This window comes from Acinetobacter sp. PK01, from assembly GCF_022819285.1.
Lineage (GTDB): Bacteria > Pseudomonadota > Gammaproteobacteria > Pseudomonadales > Moraxellaceae > Acinetobacter > Acinetobacter tandoii.
Genome location: NZ_CP094643.1, coordinates 2559320 through 2574918, shown reverse-complemented (window position 1 = coordinate 2574918; position 15599 = coordinate 2559320). Strand labels below are relative to the sequence as shown.

Sequence of the window (15599 nt, the reverse complement as noted above, 5' to 3'; positions counted from 1 at the left end):
TTGATTATTTTTCAAGGCGTGTAAGGATATACGCCTAAAATTACTTTTGAATAACAAGAAAATCCGCTATGAGTCGTTCTATTCGATTACTTCATTTATTACAGCATCTTCGTGAACAGCGTTATCCTGTTACTGCGCAACGTTTGGCTGAACATTTACAAATCAGTGTGCGAAGTGTTTATCGAGATATTGAAAGTTTACGTGATCAAGGGGTCAATATTGAGGGAAGTGTTGGTGTAGGATTTCAATTAAAAGAAAACTTTCTTCTTCCACCCATGAGTTTGGATGAATCAGAAATTGAAGCCATGTATTTGGCATTACAATGGGCTAAATCTATTCCTGATCAAGCATTACAACAGGCTTCACATTCGGTATTAAGCAAATTAAGAGCTGTATTACCGCAAAGAAAACAAGAATTTTTAAATGATACCTATCTAAAATCCATTCATTCGTGGATTGAAGTTGATCAAAGCATTGTTGAACAAGTTCGTATTGCCATTCGTTTACAAACTAAAATCCAGATTGATTATATTGATGAACAAAAACAGATTTCACACAGGCAATTATGGCCGTTTGCATTGGGATATTTTAACGACAAAATGTTGTTGGCTGCGTGGTGTGAATTACGGGAAGATTTTAGAAATTTCCGTTTAGATCGAATACAAACGCTCATATTAACTGAACAAGTCTACCCTCAATTTAAACGTCATTTATTTCAGCAATGGTGTCAAAAGGAATTTTCAAATTCATAAAAATGCCTCAACACTACTGACAAAAACTGACACAGCATCGTTCTATTCTAAAAAAACAATAAACACAGAGGATAGAACAATGGCTTTAACTTTATATACAAATCAGCAATCTCGGGGCGTTGTGGTGGATTGGCTGATTCTTGATTTGGGGATTGAGGTTGAACGTATAGAAGTCGCTTATGGCGAGGAAATGAAATCAGCCGAATTTTTACAACTCAACCCTTTTGGTAAAGTGCCAGTTTTGGTTGATGGTGATGTGGTGATTTATGAGTTGGATGCCATTTGTGCATATTTGGCAGATAAATTCTTTGAAAAAGGTTTAGCGCCTGCACTCGATGATCCGAAAAGAGGTTTATATTATCGCTGGTTATTCTTTGGTGCAGGCCCGTTTGCAGCCGCTTCGGACAATGAGCATTTAAAAGTTCAGGTTGCACCAGAGCAAAAAATGTTTATGGGCTATGGTGATTATCAGGATACCTATCAAGCCTTGGTTCAAGGTTTGGAACAGGCAAGCCCGTATTTATGCGGTTCACAGTTTACGGCAGCCGATATTAGTTTAGGGGCAATCATCATGTGGCAATTAAAAATGAATTTATTAAAACCACATCCTGCAATTGACCGCTATGTATCGGCCATACAGCAACGTGAAAGTTTAAAGAAAAATCCTGCTTTGTTTGCAGCATAAGGTCATTTGACTCAAAAAAGCCTCTGATGAAAGAGGCTTTTTTTAGTTGTAGATTTATCCCCAGAGACTGCTCACGTATTATTTTTTAGTCGTAGGTGAAAAAAATTAATCCACTATATAAAGCCCAATTCTGAATGATTTGCACATTTTTCTCTTTGATTTTTCTACACTGTTTATTTTGATGGATAAAACAAAAAAGATTTATAAGTTCTAACTATTGTAAAAAATAAAATAAGTATTGGCGTAAAGCCGTCATTTTTCCGATGCTTGAACTGTTTATACACATACGCGTTTTATAGATGATCAGACAGCGTTTGTCTGTCGCAATTGCTCTAATCGATCTGAGTTTTAAATCTGACTCAATCATTTTTCATCTAAAACAGTATCCGTCCATTTTTGCAGTTTAAGGAAATCTAGATGTCGAATTCTGCTGTTTTTGAATCTGTTGCGCAGGCTTTACGTAACGCTGAGCTTACACAGACTGCGATAGCACCCATTCGCCCACAACTGGGTGCTGAACAAGCAGACGTCGATAGTGCCTATGCGGTTCAGGAAGTAAATACTCAACGTGCCTTAAAAGAAGGGCGTCGCTTAGTCGGGCGTAAAATTGGCCTGACGTCTAAAGTAGTACAAGCGCAACTTGGGGTCGACCAACCTGACTTTGGCATGTTATTCGCAGACATGGCTTATGGGGATGGCGAAGTCATTCCAGCAGGAGTATTGATTCAGCCGAAAGTAGAAGCTGAAATTGCGTTGGTGATTAACAAAGACTTAACCCAAAAAAAACACAGTTATGCAGACATTATCAGTGCAACTGAGTATGCCTTGCCTGCGATAGAAGTCGTGGATAGCCGTATTGAAAACTGGAAAATTTCATTGATTGATACTGTGGCGGACAATGCGTCTTCTGCGGCGTTTGTGTTGGGTTCACGTCCAGTCAAATTAGATCAACTTGACTTGGTCAATTGCAAAATGACCATGACTTGTGGGGATGAAGTGGTTTCGCAAGGCATCGGTAAAGCCTGCTTAGCGAACCCTTTAAATGCCGCAGTTTGGCTTGCCGATGAAATGGTGCGCCGTGGTCGTCCATTGCTTGCTGGCGACATCATCTTAACGGGTGCTTTAGGCCCAATGGTGATTGTACAACCGGGTGATGAATTTAAAGTTGAAATTGAAGGATTTGGTTCAGTAGTCGCTGCGTTTGCTGCGGAATAAATTGGATTTTTGAGAGAGTAGATGCATGAAAAAGATTAAATGTGCATTAATCGGTCCGGGAAATATCGGAACAGATTTATTGTATAAGTTGCAGCGTAGCGAATTCCTTGAGCCTGTATGGATGGTCGGGATTGATCCAAGTTCAGAAGGTCTGACCCGTGCTGCGAGTATGGGGCTAAAAACCACAGCAGAAGGTGTGGATGGACTACTGCCACATGTGCTTGCGGATGAAATTCAAATTGCCTTTGATGCGACCTCAGCTTATGTTCATGCGGAAAATAGCCGTAAGTTGAACGAATTAGGTGTGCAGATGATTGATCTGACGCCTGCTGCGATTGGTCCATTCTGCGTGCCGCCTGTCAACCTTCAAGAACTCTTGGATGCTGGTGAGTTGCCGAATGTGAATATGGTGACCTGTGGAGGTCAAGCGACCATTCCAATGGTTGCAGCGATTTCCCGTGTACAACCTGTGAGTTATGGTGAAATTATTGCAACCGTTTCAACCAAGTCGGTTGGCCCTGGTACACGTAAAAACATTGATGAATTTACGCGTACTACTGCGGGTGCAATTGAAAAAGTGGGTGGTGCAAAACAAGGTAAAGCCATCATCATTATTAACCCAGCCGAGCCACCATTGATGATGCGTGATACGGTGCATTGCTTGGTTGAAGGTGAGCCAGATCAAGCAGCAATTACAGCATCTGTGCAAGCCATGATTACCGAAGTACAAAAATATGTACCTGGCTACAAATTAGTGAATGGTCCAGTATTTGATGGTAACCGCGTATCAATGTTCCTTGAAGTGGAAGGTTTAGGCGACTTTTTGCCGAAGTACGCAGGGAATTTGGATATTATGACTGCGGCAGCTGCGCGCACTGCGGAAATGTTTGCGGAACGTTTATTGGCTACGGCTGAAGTATAAGGAGCAACCCATGTCTAAGATTATTGTGCATGATATGACTTTGCGTGATGGGATGCATCCTCAGCGTCATCAAACTACTGTTGAGCAAATGATTGCCATTTCAACCGCTTTGGACGATGCAGGTGTGCCACTGATCGAAGTGACGCATGGTGACGGTTTAGGTGGTTCATCGGTGAACTACGGTTTTGCAGCAGCAACGGATGAAGAGTATTTGTCTGCTGTTGTTCCGCGTATGAAAAATGCCAAAGTTTCAGCATTGCTGTTACCTGGTATTGGTACAGTCGATCATTTGAAAATGGCCCATGAAATTGGGGTGTCGACCATTCGTGTGGCAACTCACTGTACCGAAGCGGATTGTTCAGAACAGCATATCACTGCTGCGCGTCAGCTTGGAATGGACACTGTAGGTTTCTTGATGTTGGCACACATGGCATCACCTGAACGTCTTTTAGAAGAAGCGAAAAAGATGGTGTCTTATGGCGCGAACTGTATTTATGTGACTGACTCTGCGGGTTATATGCTGCCGCAAGATGTGACGGACCGTGTTGGTTTGCTGCGTCAAGAACTGGACAGCAGTATTGAACTGGGTTTCCACGGGCATCATAACTTGGGTATGGGCGTGGCAAATACAGTAGCTGCAGTTGATGCAGGTGCAATTCGTGTCGACTTGGCATCTGCGGGCTTGGGTGCTGGCGCGGGCAATACACCATTAGAATTGTTCATTGCAGTCGCCAACCGTATGGGCTTAGAGACAGGTGTGGATCTGTTTAAAGTACAGGATGTGGCAGAGGATTTGGTGATTCCAATGATGCTGAACCCAATTCGTGCTGACCGTGATGCAGCCACTTTAGGTTATGCAGGTGTCTATTCATCGTTCCTATTATTCGCAAAACGTGCAGAAGCCAAATATGGTGTGTCAGCACGTGAGATTTTATTGGAATTAGGTCGTCGTGGTACGGTCGGTGGTCAGGAAGACATGATTGAAGATTTGGCTTTGACTATGTCGAAAGCGAAGGCTGCTTTGGTTTAATTTATTAATTAAAGTGAAGAATCGAAAGCATTTAATGTCTATAAGTTAAGGAGTTTCTCGTAAACTCCTTAACTTTTTTCTTTTCATAATTTTATTGAGTCCCTCAAGAATCATATATTGGGAGCTCGTATGTTACTTTGGATAAGCCCAAAGTAACCAAAAGCATTTGTCATTCGCAAAACTCGTCATATAGTTGTTATTAAATAATGACTCGCAGAAACTTTACTTGCAAAATACAGTTTGCCTCAAACAATTGCGAATGCCATTTTCGCGTATCAAATAAAAATGAGGATTCCAAAGGAAAGCTAATTTTATTTTTAACGAATTCACAATGAACCAAGTCATGATTGTTAAATAAGCTAGTATGAAAAATACATTTCTTCCTTGATCTAATTGCATATTCATCAGGTTTTTAGGCTGTTCCTTACACGCTTTTAAATATAGAAAAAATCTGTGATATGAGCGCTTTTTCTTATAATTCTGCAACTAACTTAGAAAATATGATCTTAAAATTTAAACAAAAAAACACTTAAGAATTGCCGTAATTCAGAGAATAAATCAGATTTGGCGAATAAAAACGTTATAGATTCAATCTTTCATCACATCTTGCGAAATCTGCTAAAGAGTGAGTTATTGTAATTTTATCTTAATCAAAAAAATGCGAGGTCTATTCAGTGGGTTAAGTCGGGTTGAAGCGTATTTTCTTAAGACTGTGGTCGGATTTTTTCTCTTCGATGAGTTCCGCATGATGGTGTCATAGTTTAATGTGATCATTGGAATGAATATCATGCGTCGTCAAACTTTATGGACAGCCATCTGTGTTGCAATTGCAGCATTAGGTACAACTGCAACGAATGCAGAATTTATCGACGATAGCCAAGTCCAGTTAAAATTCAGAAATTTCTACTTAGACCGCCAGTATGAAACTGTGCCACAAAACAACTGGGGCAGTTGGTCACAGGCCATCACCTTAGATGCCAAATCAGGATATGCCGAATTAGGTGGCTTGCAATTGGGCGCCGATCTTTTGGTACAACATGCATTTCGTCTAAATGGCCGTGACAAAAATGCGGATTGGGTACTTCCGCATAATGGACAGGAACAAGCCAGCAATTTTGGCAAAGTGGGTGCGACTTTAAAAGCCAAAGTGTCACAAACAGAATTGAAAGTGGGTGAGTTATTGCCTGTTTCTCCAGTTTTAGTATTTGATCCATCGCGTCAGTTATTGACCACGTATAGCGGTGCATGGTTGGAGTCTAAAGAGCTGAAAGGTACCAAACTGAGTTTGGCCTATATTGATGGGATTAATGCACGTTATGACAATCAGTTTCAGGACTTAAGTTTATTTCCGAATAATAACCCAAATACTGCTAAAGCCGCGGACGGGATGTATATCGCAGGGATTGATCATCAGTTTAATCCTGCGATTGGAGCAAGCTATTGGTATGCCGATGTCAAAGACATTTATCAGCAGCATTATGCAGGTATCAATTACAACACCACGCTGGGTTCGAAGACTAAGCTGACCAGCCATGTTCGTTATTTTGATAATTCTGAGTCAGGCGATAAATTGTATGGTGAGATTGATAACCAAGCCTTGTCGATTGGGGCAAAATTCAATCATGGTGCACATACGTTTGGTCTGGGCTATCAACAAATGTTTGGGGAAAATAATTTCCCAACATTGGCAGGTTGGGTACCACAGCCTTATTTGGTAAATTGGTCTGTTGCAACCTTTACCAATGCCAAAGAGAAATCTTGGAATATCTCCTATGGGTATGACTTTACCGAATTGGGGCTAAAAGGCTTAAATGCCAATGCCATTTACTTTGCAGGCTTTGATGCCAAAGCGGGCGGAAAAACGAATCAGGACGAACAAGAGCTGAACTTGATTGTGAATTACACGGTACCTGAAGGCAAATTCAAAGGTTTGGGCGTTCAGGCAATGTATATCGATACCGATTATGACTGGAAAAGCGACCTGAAAGAGTACCGTATCGCGACCACCTATAGCTATAAATTCTAAGTTTAAAACTGCCATCGAGCGATTTGGTCACACATCGCTCTTATTATTTCAGTGTAGCGTAAACTGTTTACTGTGAGCTGACGATTCGTTTTTAATTAAAAATATTGTTTTAAAACATAATGTTAAATAATCGTTTTTTTATAGTATGTGATCGAAAACAAGTATCAGTACAAGGCTTTTGAACAGGTAAGATGGAGCAGTAAAACCTGTCGAAATGAATGAATTGACCTGTCCTGAACACAGAACATCAGACAGGTCTTAGGCTGTACGAGGAGTATGTATGAGCACGGTCCAAATCCCGAATTACACCACTGACCCATTTTTTGGCTTGGAAGATAAATGGATTGAAACGGCTGAAGGTGAGTTAACCCATTACCATGAAGTGGGTCAAGGAACGCCGATTTTATTTTTACACGGCTCTGGAACGGGTGTTTCAGCAGCAGCAAACTGGTGGTTGAATTTACCGCAAATTGGTGAACAAGCCCGTTGTATCGCCATCGATTCGATTGGCTATGGTCAAACAGTGGTGGCGGATGGTACAGCGTATGGCATTCGCGCATGGGTTGATCATGCGGTGCGTACCCTCGATGCGTTGGGCATTGAAAAAACGTGGCTAGTCGGAAATTCATTGGGCGGTTGGTTAGCCTTCCAAATGGTGTTGGATTATCCTGAACGTGTGTTGGGCATTGTATCGATGGGTACAGGCGGTGCGAAGCAAACTGCTGCACTCAAAGCACATGCCAACCCAGTGTTGACCGAAGAAGGCATTAAAAACACCTTGTCGATGTTTGTGGTGGATAAGAGCCTGATTACCGATGAATTGGTCAAAGTCCGTTATGAAGCTGCGAAAAATGATTATGCTTCAGATCGTTTAATGGATGTCGTGGGTGCACGTGACCGAGACCGTTTTGAATTCCCGCTCGATTTTGAAAAAATGAAAGACATCCAAGTGCCTGTATTGTTGATTCATGGCGTTCAGGATGTGGTAATTCCCGTTTCACGCACATGGGATATCTTAAATACTGTTCCATTTGCCGATGCACACATTTTTAGTCAGTGTGGACACTGGTCGCAAGTGGAAAAAGCCGAAGAATTTAATACGGTGATTAAAGATTATTTGACCGCGCGTGGCGTGAAATAATCTGATCGAAAAGAAAAGGGATGCTTGAGTCATCCCTTTTTTATGTCAGAAATTTCATCGTAGTCAAACAAATTTATAGTGTGATAAAACCTGCGGCAACATTAATGCTGATGGCTAAAATGGAAGTGTTAAAACCATAAGCCAGAATAATATGCACAATATTTAAAATCCGCATGGAGCGGGAAGTAATCGAAACATCCGCAGTTTGCGCAGAGGTACCAATCACATAACTAAAGTATAAGAAGTCGGGATAGGTCGGATATTGGGTCTTAGGAAAATCGAGTCCCGCATCTTGAGCATCATCTACAGCAAGGTAATAGTCATGTGCATAATGAATCGCGAAAATGGTATGCATAAAAAACCATGCGCTGATAATGGTCAGCAGTGAGAGTAATAGATGCCCAAATGTCAGTGCAGTATTATGCGGTAGATGCGTAAGTTCAATGACGATTGCGATCAGACACATTCCTAGCGTCAAAATCACCAGCAATAAAATAATCCATTTACTGGCATCCTGTTGTTGAGCATGTTGCAGAATATGCTGATGATCTATAGACCAAAGAGTGGTCATGGTTTTAATGAGATAACTGGAAACGGCAATATTCCAACTGATGAGTAAACTGGTTGACCATGTCCAGTTGGTAAACAGCGTGAGTAAGCCGAACAATAGTGCGGTCAGCAAAAAAGTAATAAAAAAGTAAGGGCGAAATTGCATCCCAGTTTTTAAGCGATGTAAGGTGGGCATAGGCATGATTTTCTCCTTTTTAGTTTTACTTTTTTGTGCAACTCAGGCATTCATATTTATTTGAATATAAGTTTAAGTTTAGACTTAAGTTGTAGGTAAAACCTGACAAAAAATTGGCTTGTGATTAGTATTCTTTTGCTTGAAAAGCAGGCAAAGTAAAAACGTGGAATACGATGCGCATTACTTAACACAAAAGGGCGAAAATTCGCTGGCGATATAGGGTATTTTGCCATGAAAAAGGCACACTATTATTTATTCAGGAAATAATGGTGCGCCAAATTGAGCAATTCATCTGGACCGTATGTGGATTTATTCGCGATTAATATCTAAATAAAAAACTCGGGTCAGCAATTCTAAAAATTTATTTACTGCCAGTGAAGAGTTGTTTTTACGATAGCTCACATACAAATCTAAATAGGGTAGCTCAACCTCAAGTGGACGAATTACCGTGTTGCTCATGGTCAGTGGGGCAATGTAACCGGGTAAAATGGTACAACCAAGCCCCATGCCAATAGAGTTGATATTAAACAAAATGTTGTCAGCTTTTTGCACGATGTTAAATTCGATATTCTGTGCCTTGGCAAACTCTAAAATGGTATGGTGCAAGGTCTGTGATTGCTCGACTGCAGGAATAATAAAATCAATACCATTTAAAGCCTTAACAGGGATGCGTTCGTACTTTGCTAGAGGATGATCTTTCGGAAGCAGAAAGATGAGCGGCTCACGCAGTACAAACTGACTTTCGATTTCATCACTATGAAAATTATGTCGAGTAAAGGTAATGTCCAGTTCACCTTTCTTGAGCAAGCGCATTTGCTCGGTATTGTTCATACTGAGCAATTCAATTTTTAAGTCTGGGTTTTGTACCCGCAAATTCGGCAGGACATAAGGGAAAATTTTCATTTCTGCGACGGGGACAAAACCAATGCGTAGCATTTGCTGCTTGGCTTGTGACACCTGACGTGCCATAGCAATTGCTTTGTCTGCTTGTGCTAAGGTTAGGCGAGCCTGTTCTAGAAAAATCGCCCCTTCTTCTGTGAGTTCCACTTTTCGCTTGGTTCGATACAGTAACTGTACCCCAACATCTTCTTCGAGGTCTTTGATTTGCTGACTTAAAGAGGGTTGGGCAGTATACAGTTTGAGTGCGGCCTTACTGAAGTTCAGTTCTTCAGCAACGGTAATGAAATAGCGAAGGTGTCTAAGTTCCATATAAATAACCCACAGAGTAATCCAAAAAATGTCTTACCACGACTACGGCAAAGTATAATCTATAAACAACTATGCCGTGAAGATGATTCAAGTATTTAGAAAATAAATGGTCTTGAACCGAGTGCGGAGATTTTAATATAAGAAATAGCTTTTCCAATAATTGCTAAAACGTATTAATTGAAACAAAAAAAATATTTCCCTAAAACCGTCTAAAAAATCATGATGCCTCAAAAGTTGAGTCTATTTACGTTGTGCCGTGTATTGGTCGCAGGAGAGCTTTTCATGAGTGGAAAAATTGATGTGCGTGAAATCGACGCTTTGGTCGATGCACAAAATGGACGTATCTCGCCATCCATCTATACAGACCCAGATTTATACGAATTAGAACTGGAACGCGTGTTTGGGCGTACATGGTTATTTCTATGTCATGAAAGCCAAATTCCAAAGGCAGGCGACTTTTTCAATACTTATATGGGTGAAGACCCGATTATTGTCGTACGTCAAAAAGATGGCTCAATCAAAGCACTTTTAAACCAGTGCCGTCACCGTTCTATGCGTGTCAGCTTTGCTGATTGTGGCAACACCCGTGCCTTTACCTGCCCATATCATGGCTGGTCTTATGGAGTTGATGGTTCACTCAAGGATATTCCCTTAGAAGATCGTGCTTTTCCACAGGGCGCATGTAAAGAAAAATGGGGTTTGATTGAAGTTAACCGTGTCGAAAGCTACAAAGGTTTAATTTTCGGTTGTTGGGATGAATCTACGCCTGACCTCGTTGAATACATGGGTGACATTGCTTGGTATTTAGATGGTGTACTTGACCGTCGTCCTGGCGGAACGGAAATTATTGGTGGGGTACACAAATGGGAAATCGAGTGTAACTGGAAATTTGCTGCGGAACAGTTTGCATCGGACCAGTACCATGCATTGTTTTCACATGCTTCTGCCATTCAAGTTTTGGGTGCAAAACCCGACGATGACTCATCTAAAAAACTCGGTGCAGCACAAACCGCACGTCCAGTTTGGGAAACCGCTAAAGATGCCATTCAATACGGTTCACGTGGTCATGGTTCAGGCTTCTTCTTTACAGAAAAGCCCGATGCAAACGTCTGGGTGGATGGTGAAGTAGCGAACTACTTCCGTGAAACCTTTGAGGAAGTTAAAGAGCGTTTGGGTGAAGTACGTGCACTACGTCTTGCGGGGCATAACACCATGTTCCCGACCATGTCATGGTTAAATGGAACGGCAACGCTTCGAGTATGGCATCCGCGTGGTCCAAATAAAACTGAAGTCTGGGCGTTCTGTATCGCCGACGCCGAAGCTTCTCAAGAAGTGAAAGAAGCCTTTGAACGTTCCGCAACGCGTGCTTTTGGACCTGCAGGTTTCCTTGAGCAAGATGACTCGGAAAACTGGATTGAAATCCAAAAAGTACTCCGTGGTTATAAAGCGCGTAACAATCCGTTGATCATGGAAATGGGCTTGGGTAATGAAAAAGTCCGTGAAGATGGCATTCCAGGCATCACCAACTACATTTTCTCTGAAACAGCAGCACGAGCAATGTACCGTCGTTGGGCAGATTTGTTGATTCATGAAACATGGGAAGAAGTCGAAAAAGCCGCGGAAGACTATGAAAAGGAGTTGATGAAATGAGTCAGATCAGTTTAGAACTTCAACATCAGATCAGTCAGTTCCTTTATCGTGAAGCAAAATTGCTCGACGACTGGAAATTCCGTGAGTGGTTGGATGTCTTGGCAGATGATATTGCCTATACCCTACGCACCACACCGAATGCGCAAACTCGTGACCGTCGTCGTTCGGTTGAACCACCGACGACGTGGGTATTTAACGATACTAAAGACTTGTTAGAACGTCGTGTCGCGCGTTTGGAAACAGGGATGGCATGGGCAGAAGAACCTCCATCACGCACTACGCATATGGTTTCTAACATCATGGTAGAAGCGACTGAAGTCGAAGGTGAGTATGACGTTTACGTGACGTATTTACTCTACCGTACCCAGAAAGAAAAAGATGTCACCATCTACTGCGGTAAGCGTCATGACAAGATTCGCAAAGTGGATACTGAGCAGGGTTTCCAGATTTTTAACCGTAAAATCACTTTAGACCAAGTGACTTACAACTCCCATAACCTGAGTGTGTTCTTCTAATGAATAAGATTTTTGTTTGCCAAATCGATGAATTAGATGAAGGCGAAGCATTGAAAGTGGACTGCGGTGTGAACGGTATCGAAGCACTGGCTGTATTCAACAATGGTGGTGAGTTCTTTGCCATGAATGACCGTTGTTCACATGGCAATGCATCCATGTCAGAAGGCTATTTGGAAGAGGACGGCACGGTGGAATGCCCATTACATTCTGCGCGTTTCTGTCTAAAAACAGGTCAGGCTTTATGCCTACCTGCGACCGATTCTATTCAGACCTTTCCTGTGATTGTGGAAGATGGGCAATTGTTTGTTGAAATGACAGGGGGATAAGCATGGGCTGGCTACAAGGTGAAGTTGCCCTGATTACGGGAGGCGGTTCTGGTCTGGGTTGGGCTTTGGTTGAGCGCTTTTTAGCAGAAGGTGCACAAGTGGCTGTTCTACAGCGTTCACAAGCCAAAGTTGAGGCATTACAGGCACATTTTGGTGATCGCATTCTTGCCATTGCGGGTGATGTGGCTTGCTATGAAGACAATGTCCGTGCCGTGAATGCCACGCTTGAGCGTTTTGGCAAACTGGACTGTTTTGTCGGTAATGCAGGTATTTGGGATCATTATGCCGATATCGTCAATACTTCGGGTGAGCAGTTAGACAAAGCCTTTGATGAAATTATGGGCATTAACACCAAGTCGCTCATCTTGGGGGCAAAGGCTGCACTGGATGCATTGATAGCTTCTGAAGGTTCTATCATATTTACTTTGTCTAATTCAGCCTTGTACTCAGCAGGCGGAGGTCCCGTATATACAGCCTCTAAGCATGCAGGGGTAGGTGTGATGAAAGAATTGGCCTATGAACTTGCGCCTAAAGTACGAGTGAATGCGGTGGCGCCGTCAGGTATGAATGTCAATATCAAAGGGGCGGCATCTTTAGGTCAAGAAAATTTGGGGCTACTCGATGCACGTGACCCTGAAAAGATTGCTCGTGGTATGCCACTGAATTTCTTGCCTGAACCTGAAGAGATGACGGGTTCATACGTTTTATTGGCATCGCGTCAAAACAACCGTCCACTGACTGGTGTTCTGATCAATGCTGAATGTGGTTTAGGCATTCGTGGTTTACGCCAACCTCGTGCAGGGTTCTTTGATGAGTGATTTGGGTGTGCTGCTTTGTTTTTGATTAGCCCAGATTTAAATTAAATGAAGCACAGCCTCAAATAAATGCGAAAGTTTAGATGGTTTTTCGGAGGCATTTCCTTACTTTTGACGGATCAAAAGTAACAAAAATCCATTGTTGGGTGAGAGGTTCATCCCTGAAACCTCCACCCAACGGCGACGTCCATGTCGCCAACCGTGATAGTGAATAGCATCGTGAATTCTATATTTCATTTGAAACCACTCACAATGATTTAAGCCATTTGCTAAAGACTTTACTGGGCAGCTGTCTTTTTAGTAGATATTTTTATTTTGGAGTCACACATGGCCGTTAAACTCATTTGTGCATCGCACAGTCCCTTAATGGAATTTGCTTCACCGCAAGAACAGCGTAAAGAACAGATTGTACGTGATACTTTTGCCCAACTTTCAGCAGAAGTCAAAGCGTATGACCCAACCCTCATCATTACCTTTGGTCCAGACCATTTTAATGGTTTTTTCTATGATTTGATGCCAAGTTTCTGTGTGGGTATTCGTGCAACTGCGGCAGGTGATTGGGACTACGGCAAAGACAACGACAAAATTAATGTCCCTGAAGACACTGCGATTGTTTTAGTGCGTCGTGTACTTGATGAAGGTGTCGATGTTGCCTATTCCTACCGAATGCAAGCCGACCATGGCGTGACGCAACCACTACATTTCCTGTGTGATGGTCAGCTAGATCGTTATCCAACCATTCCGATTTTTATTAATGGCGCAGCGGCACCGATGCCCACCACCAAGCGTACTGTTGCTTTGGGACGTGCCGTTGGACAGTTTATTCAGTCATTAAATCTTGAAAATGAACGGGTGTTAATTTTAGGAACAGGTGGGCTTTCACATGATCCTCCGACACCACAAATGGGCGCTGTACCGCCAGAAGTGGAAGAGTTTTTGATTTGTGGACGTAACCCATCTGTAGAGTCGCGGAATAACCGTCAAGCCAAAATTATTGCTGTTGGGCAGAAATTGGCTGCGGGCGATCAATCTGTTGCTGTGCCACTCAATCCAGAATGGGATCGTGCATTGCTTGAAACATTTGCCAAAGCAGACTTCGCCACAATTGAAGCGATGACTGAAGCAGACATTCGCCGTGATGGTGGGCGTGGTGGTCAGGAAGTCCGTTCTTGGATGGCGGCATTTGCTGCATTACATGAACTCGGTGAATACGAGATGACCACGCATTGTTATGAAGACATCAGCGAGTGGATTGCGGGCTTTGGTATTGTATCGGCAGAGTTAAAAGGGTGAATCAAATGAGCAATATTGAAACGGTTGTCATCGTCGGTGCCGGACAGGCGGGTGCGAGTGCGATTTTAGAACTTCGCGGTAACAAGTATGAGGGCAACATTATCCTGATTGGGGATGAAGTTCATTTGCCTTATGAGCGTCCACCTTTATCCAAAGATGTGATTTTAAAGCCTGAAGAAACCAAGGTTGAGATTTTGTCTGAAGAGAAATTGGCGACCTTGGGTGTAGCTCATATTCGTGGCAATGGCGTAGTCAAAATTAACCCAGAGGCAAAAACCGTTGAATTGCAAAAGGGTGATGTTGTTGCTTATGACAAACTGTTGCTTGCCACAGGGGGCGCAGCGCGCCGCTTGCCGAATTTCGATGCTTTAGGTAAACACGTTTATACCTTACGTAATCTGGAAGACTCTCAAGCACTAGTGCCTGTGCTACAAGCTGGACAGCGAATTGTCTTGATTGGTGGAGGGGTAATTGGATTAGAACTGGCTTCCTCTGCGCGTTTTAAAGATTGCCAAGTGACCGTGATTGAAATGGAACCAATGGTAATGGGGCGTTCATCCCCGCAGATTTTGAGTGAGTTTTTATTGGCACAGCAACGTCTTGCGGGTGTCGATGTGCGTTTGAATAGCGCCATTAATCACTGTCATTTAGATGGTGAAACTGTGGTAATTACCCTTGCAACAGGGGAAGAGTTACGTGCAGATGCCGTGATTTATGGCATTGGCATTGTCCCGAATGCACAGCTCGCGCTAGATGCTGGCTTAGCAGTGGAGGGCGCGATTCAGGTCAATCAAAACTGCCAAACTTCACATTCCGATATTTATGCCGCAGGTGATGTCGCGACTCAATTACGTGATGATGGGCATTACCGTCGTGTGGAAACATGGGAAAATGCCAATTTACAGGCTGGAATTTTTGCACGTCACGTGATGGGTGTGGAGCATCCAAAACCAAATCCTGCATGGTTCTGGACGGATCAGCTCGATATTAACTATCAGTTTGTGGGTGATATGCAGGCAGTAGAATGGCATGTTCGCGGTGAAATGGATGCCACTTTAGGTTCAGCTTGTTCTTGTGTGCTGTTTGGTGTAACCAATGGCATCATTGTGGGGGGGATTACAGTAAATGCAGCCAAAGAGATGCGTCACTTGAAAAAGTTGATTGCTAAAAATGCAGCATTTGACGCAGAAAAGTATTTAGATCAGGGTTTAGATTTACGCAAAATTGCTTAAATTTCTGGGTTTACAACCTCGGCAGACTGGGCTGAATTCCAGT

The 15599-nt window shown here is 42.7% G+C and carries 15 protein-coding genes; 13 read left to right on the top strand and 2 right to left on the bottom strand.

The features are described 5' to 3' along the window. Positions 1–68 precede the first annotated feature (68 nt). From MP622_RS12125 to MP622_RS12095, 7 genes are all read left to right on the top strand, one after another. Entirely contained in the window at positions 69–752 is a 684-nt protein-coding gene (locus tag MP622_RS12125; protein ID WP_243791142.1) for a YafY family protein, read from the top strand. Positions 753–831: 79 nt separating this feature from the next. Next, positions 832–1437, top strand: a complete 606-nt coding sequence (locus MP622_RS12120; RefSeq protein WP_243791140.1) for a glutathione S-transferase family protein — start codon at positions 832–834, stop codon at positions 1435–1437. 417 nt (positions 1438–1854) lie between these two features. After that, complete coding sequence (locus MP622_RS12115) at positions 1855–2652, top strand: fumarylacetoacetate hydrolase family protein (protein ID WP_243791139.1); 798 nt, start codon at positions 1855–1857, stop codon at positions 2650–2652. Between the two features lie 25 nt (positions 2653–2677). Then, a complete protein-coding gene (locus MP622_RS12110) occupies positions 2678–3574 on the top strand; it encodes an acetaldehyde dehydrogenase (acetylating) (protein ID WP_016168321.1) in 897 nt (298 codons plus the stop codon). 10 nt (positions 3575–3584) lie between these two features. Then, the gene (gene dmpG, locus MP622_RS12105) at positions 3585–4604 is read left to right on the top strand and encodes a 4-hydroxy-2-oxovalerate aldolase (protein WP_016168320.1); all 1020 of its coding nucleotides are present in this window, start codon (positions 3585–3587) and stop codon (positions 4602–4604) included. 787 nt (positions 4605–5391) lie between these two features. Continuing rightward, positions 5392–6630 (top strand): OprD family outer membrane porin, encoded by a 1239-nt coding sequence (locus MP622_RS12100; protein ID WP_243791137.1) that lies wholly within the window; start codon positions 5392–5394, stop codon positions 6628–6630. 280 nt (positions 6631–6910) lie between these two features. Further along, a complete protein-coding gene (locus tag MP622_RS12095; RefSeq protein WP_016168318.1) occupies positions 6911–7771 on the top strand; it encodes an alpha/beta hydrolase in 861 nt (286 codons plus the stop codon). A 73-nt stretch (positions 7772–7844) separates the two neighbouring features. On the opposite strand, the gene MP622_RS12090 is transcribed toward MP622_RS12095, so the two are convergent. After that, positions 7845–8522 (bottom strand): DUF1345 domain-containing protein, encoded by a 678-nt coding sequence (locus MP622_RS12090; protein ID WP_243791135.1) that lies wholly within the window; start codon positions 8520–8522, stop codon positions 7845–7847. A gap of 303 nt (positions 8523–8825) precedes the next feature. Then, on the bottom strand, positions 8826–9725 hold the full coding sequence (hcaR, locus tag MP622_RS12085; RefSeq protein ID WP_243791133.1) for a DNA-binding transcriptional regulator HcaR: 900 nt from the start codon (positions 9723–9725) through the stop codon (positions 8826–8828). 282 nt (positions 9726–10007) lie between these two features. Between hcaR and hcaE the strand changes: the two genes are divergently transcribed. From hcaE to hcaD, 6 genes are all read left to right on the top strand, one after another. Next, the gene (hcaE, locus tag MP622_RS12080) at positions 10008–11375 is read left to right on the top strand and encodes a 3-phenylpropionate/cinnamic acid dioxygenase subunit alpha (RefSeq protein ID WP_044740120.1); all 1368 of its coding nucleotides are present in this window, start codon (positions 10008–10010) and stop codon (positions 11373–11375) included. Further along, positions 11372–11890: a 3-phenylpropionate/cinnamic acid dioxygenase subunit beta gene (gene hcaF / locus MP622_RS12075; RefSeq protein WP_044740119.1), complete on the top strand. Its 519-nt coding sequence runs from the start codon at positions 11372–11374 to the stop codon at positions 11888–11890. The genes hcaE and hcaF overlap by 4 nt, the downstream gene beginning before the upstream one ends. Then, a complete protein-coding gene (hcaC, locus tag MP622_RS12070) occupies positions 11890–12216 on the top strand; it encodes a 3-phenylpropionate/cinnamic acid dioxygenase ferredoxin subunit (RefSeq protein WP_104441154.1) in 327 nt (108 codons plus the stop codon). The genes hcaF and hcaC overlap by 1 nt, the downstream gene beginning before the upstream one ends. Positions 12217–12218: 2 nt before the next feature. Beyond that, a complete protein-coding gene (gene hcaB / locus MP622_RS12065) occupies positions 12219–13034 on the top strand; it encodes a 3-phenylpropionate-dihydrodiol/cinnamic acid-dihydrodiol dehydrogenase (RefSeq protein ID WP_016168312.1) in 816 nt (271 codons plus the stop codon). Between the two features lie 324 nt (positions 13035–13358). Then, positions 13359–14324 (top strand): 3-carboxyethylcatechol 2,3-dioxygenase, encoded by a 966-nt coding sequence (locus MP622_RS12060; protein WP_243791132.1) that lies wholly within the window; start codon positions 13359–13361, stop codon positions 14322–14324. A 5-nt stretch (positions 14325–14329) separates the two neighbouring features. Continuing rightward, the gene (gene hcaD, locus MP622_RS12055) at positions 14330–15556 is read left to right on the top strand and encodes a 3-phenylpropionate/cinnamic acid dioxygenase ferredoxin--NAD(+) reductase subunit (RefSeq protein ID WP_243791130.1); all 1227 of its coding nucleotides are present in this window, start codon (positions 14330–14332) and stop codon (positions 15554–15556) included. The last annotated feature ends 43 nt before the right edge of the window (positions 15557–15599 follow it).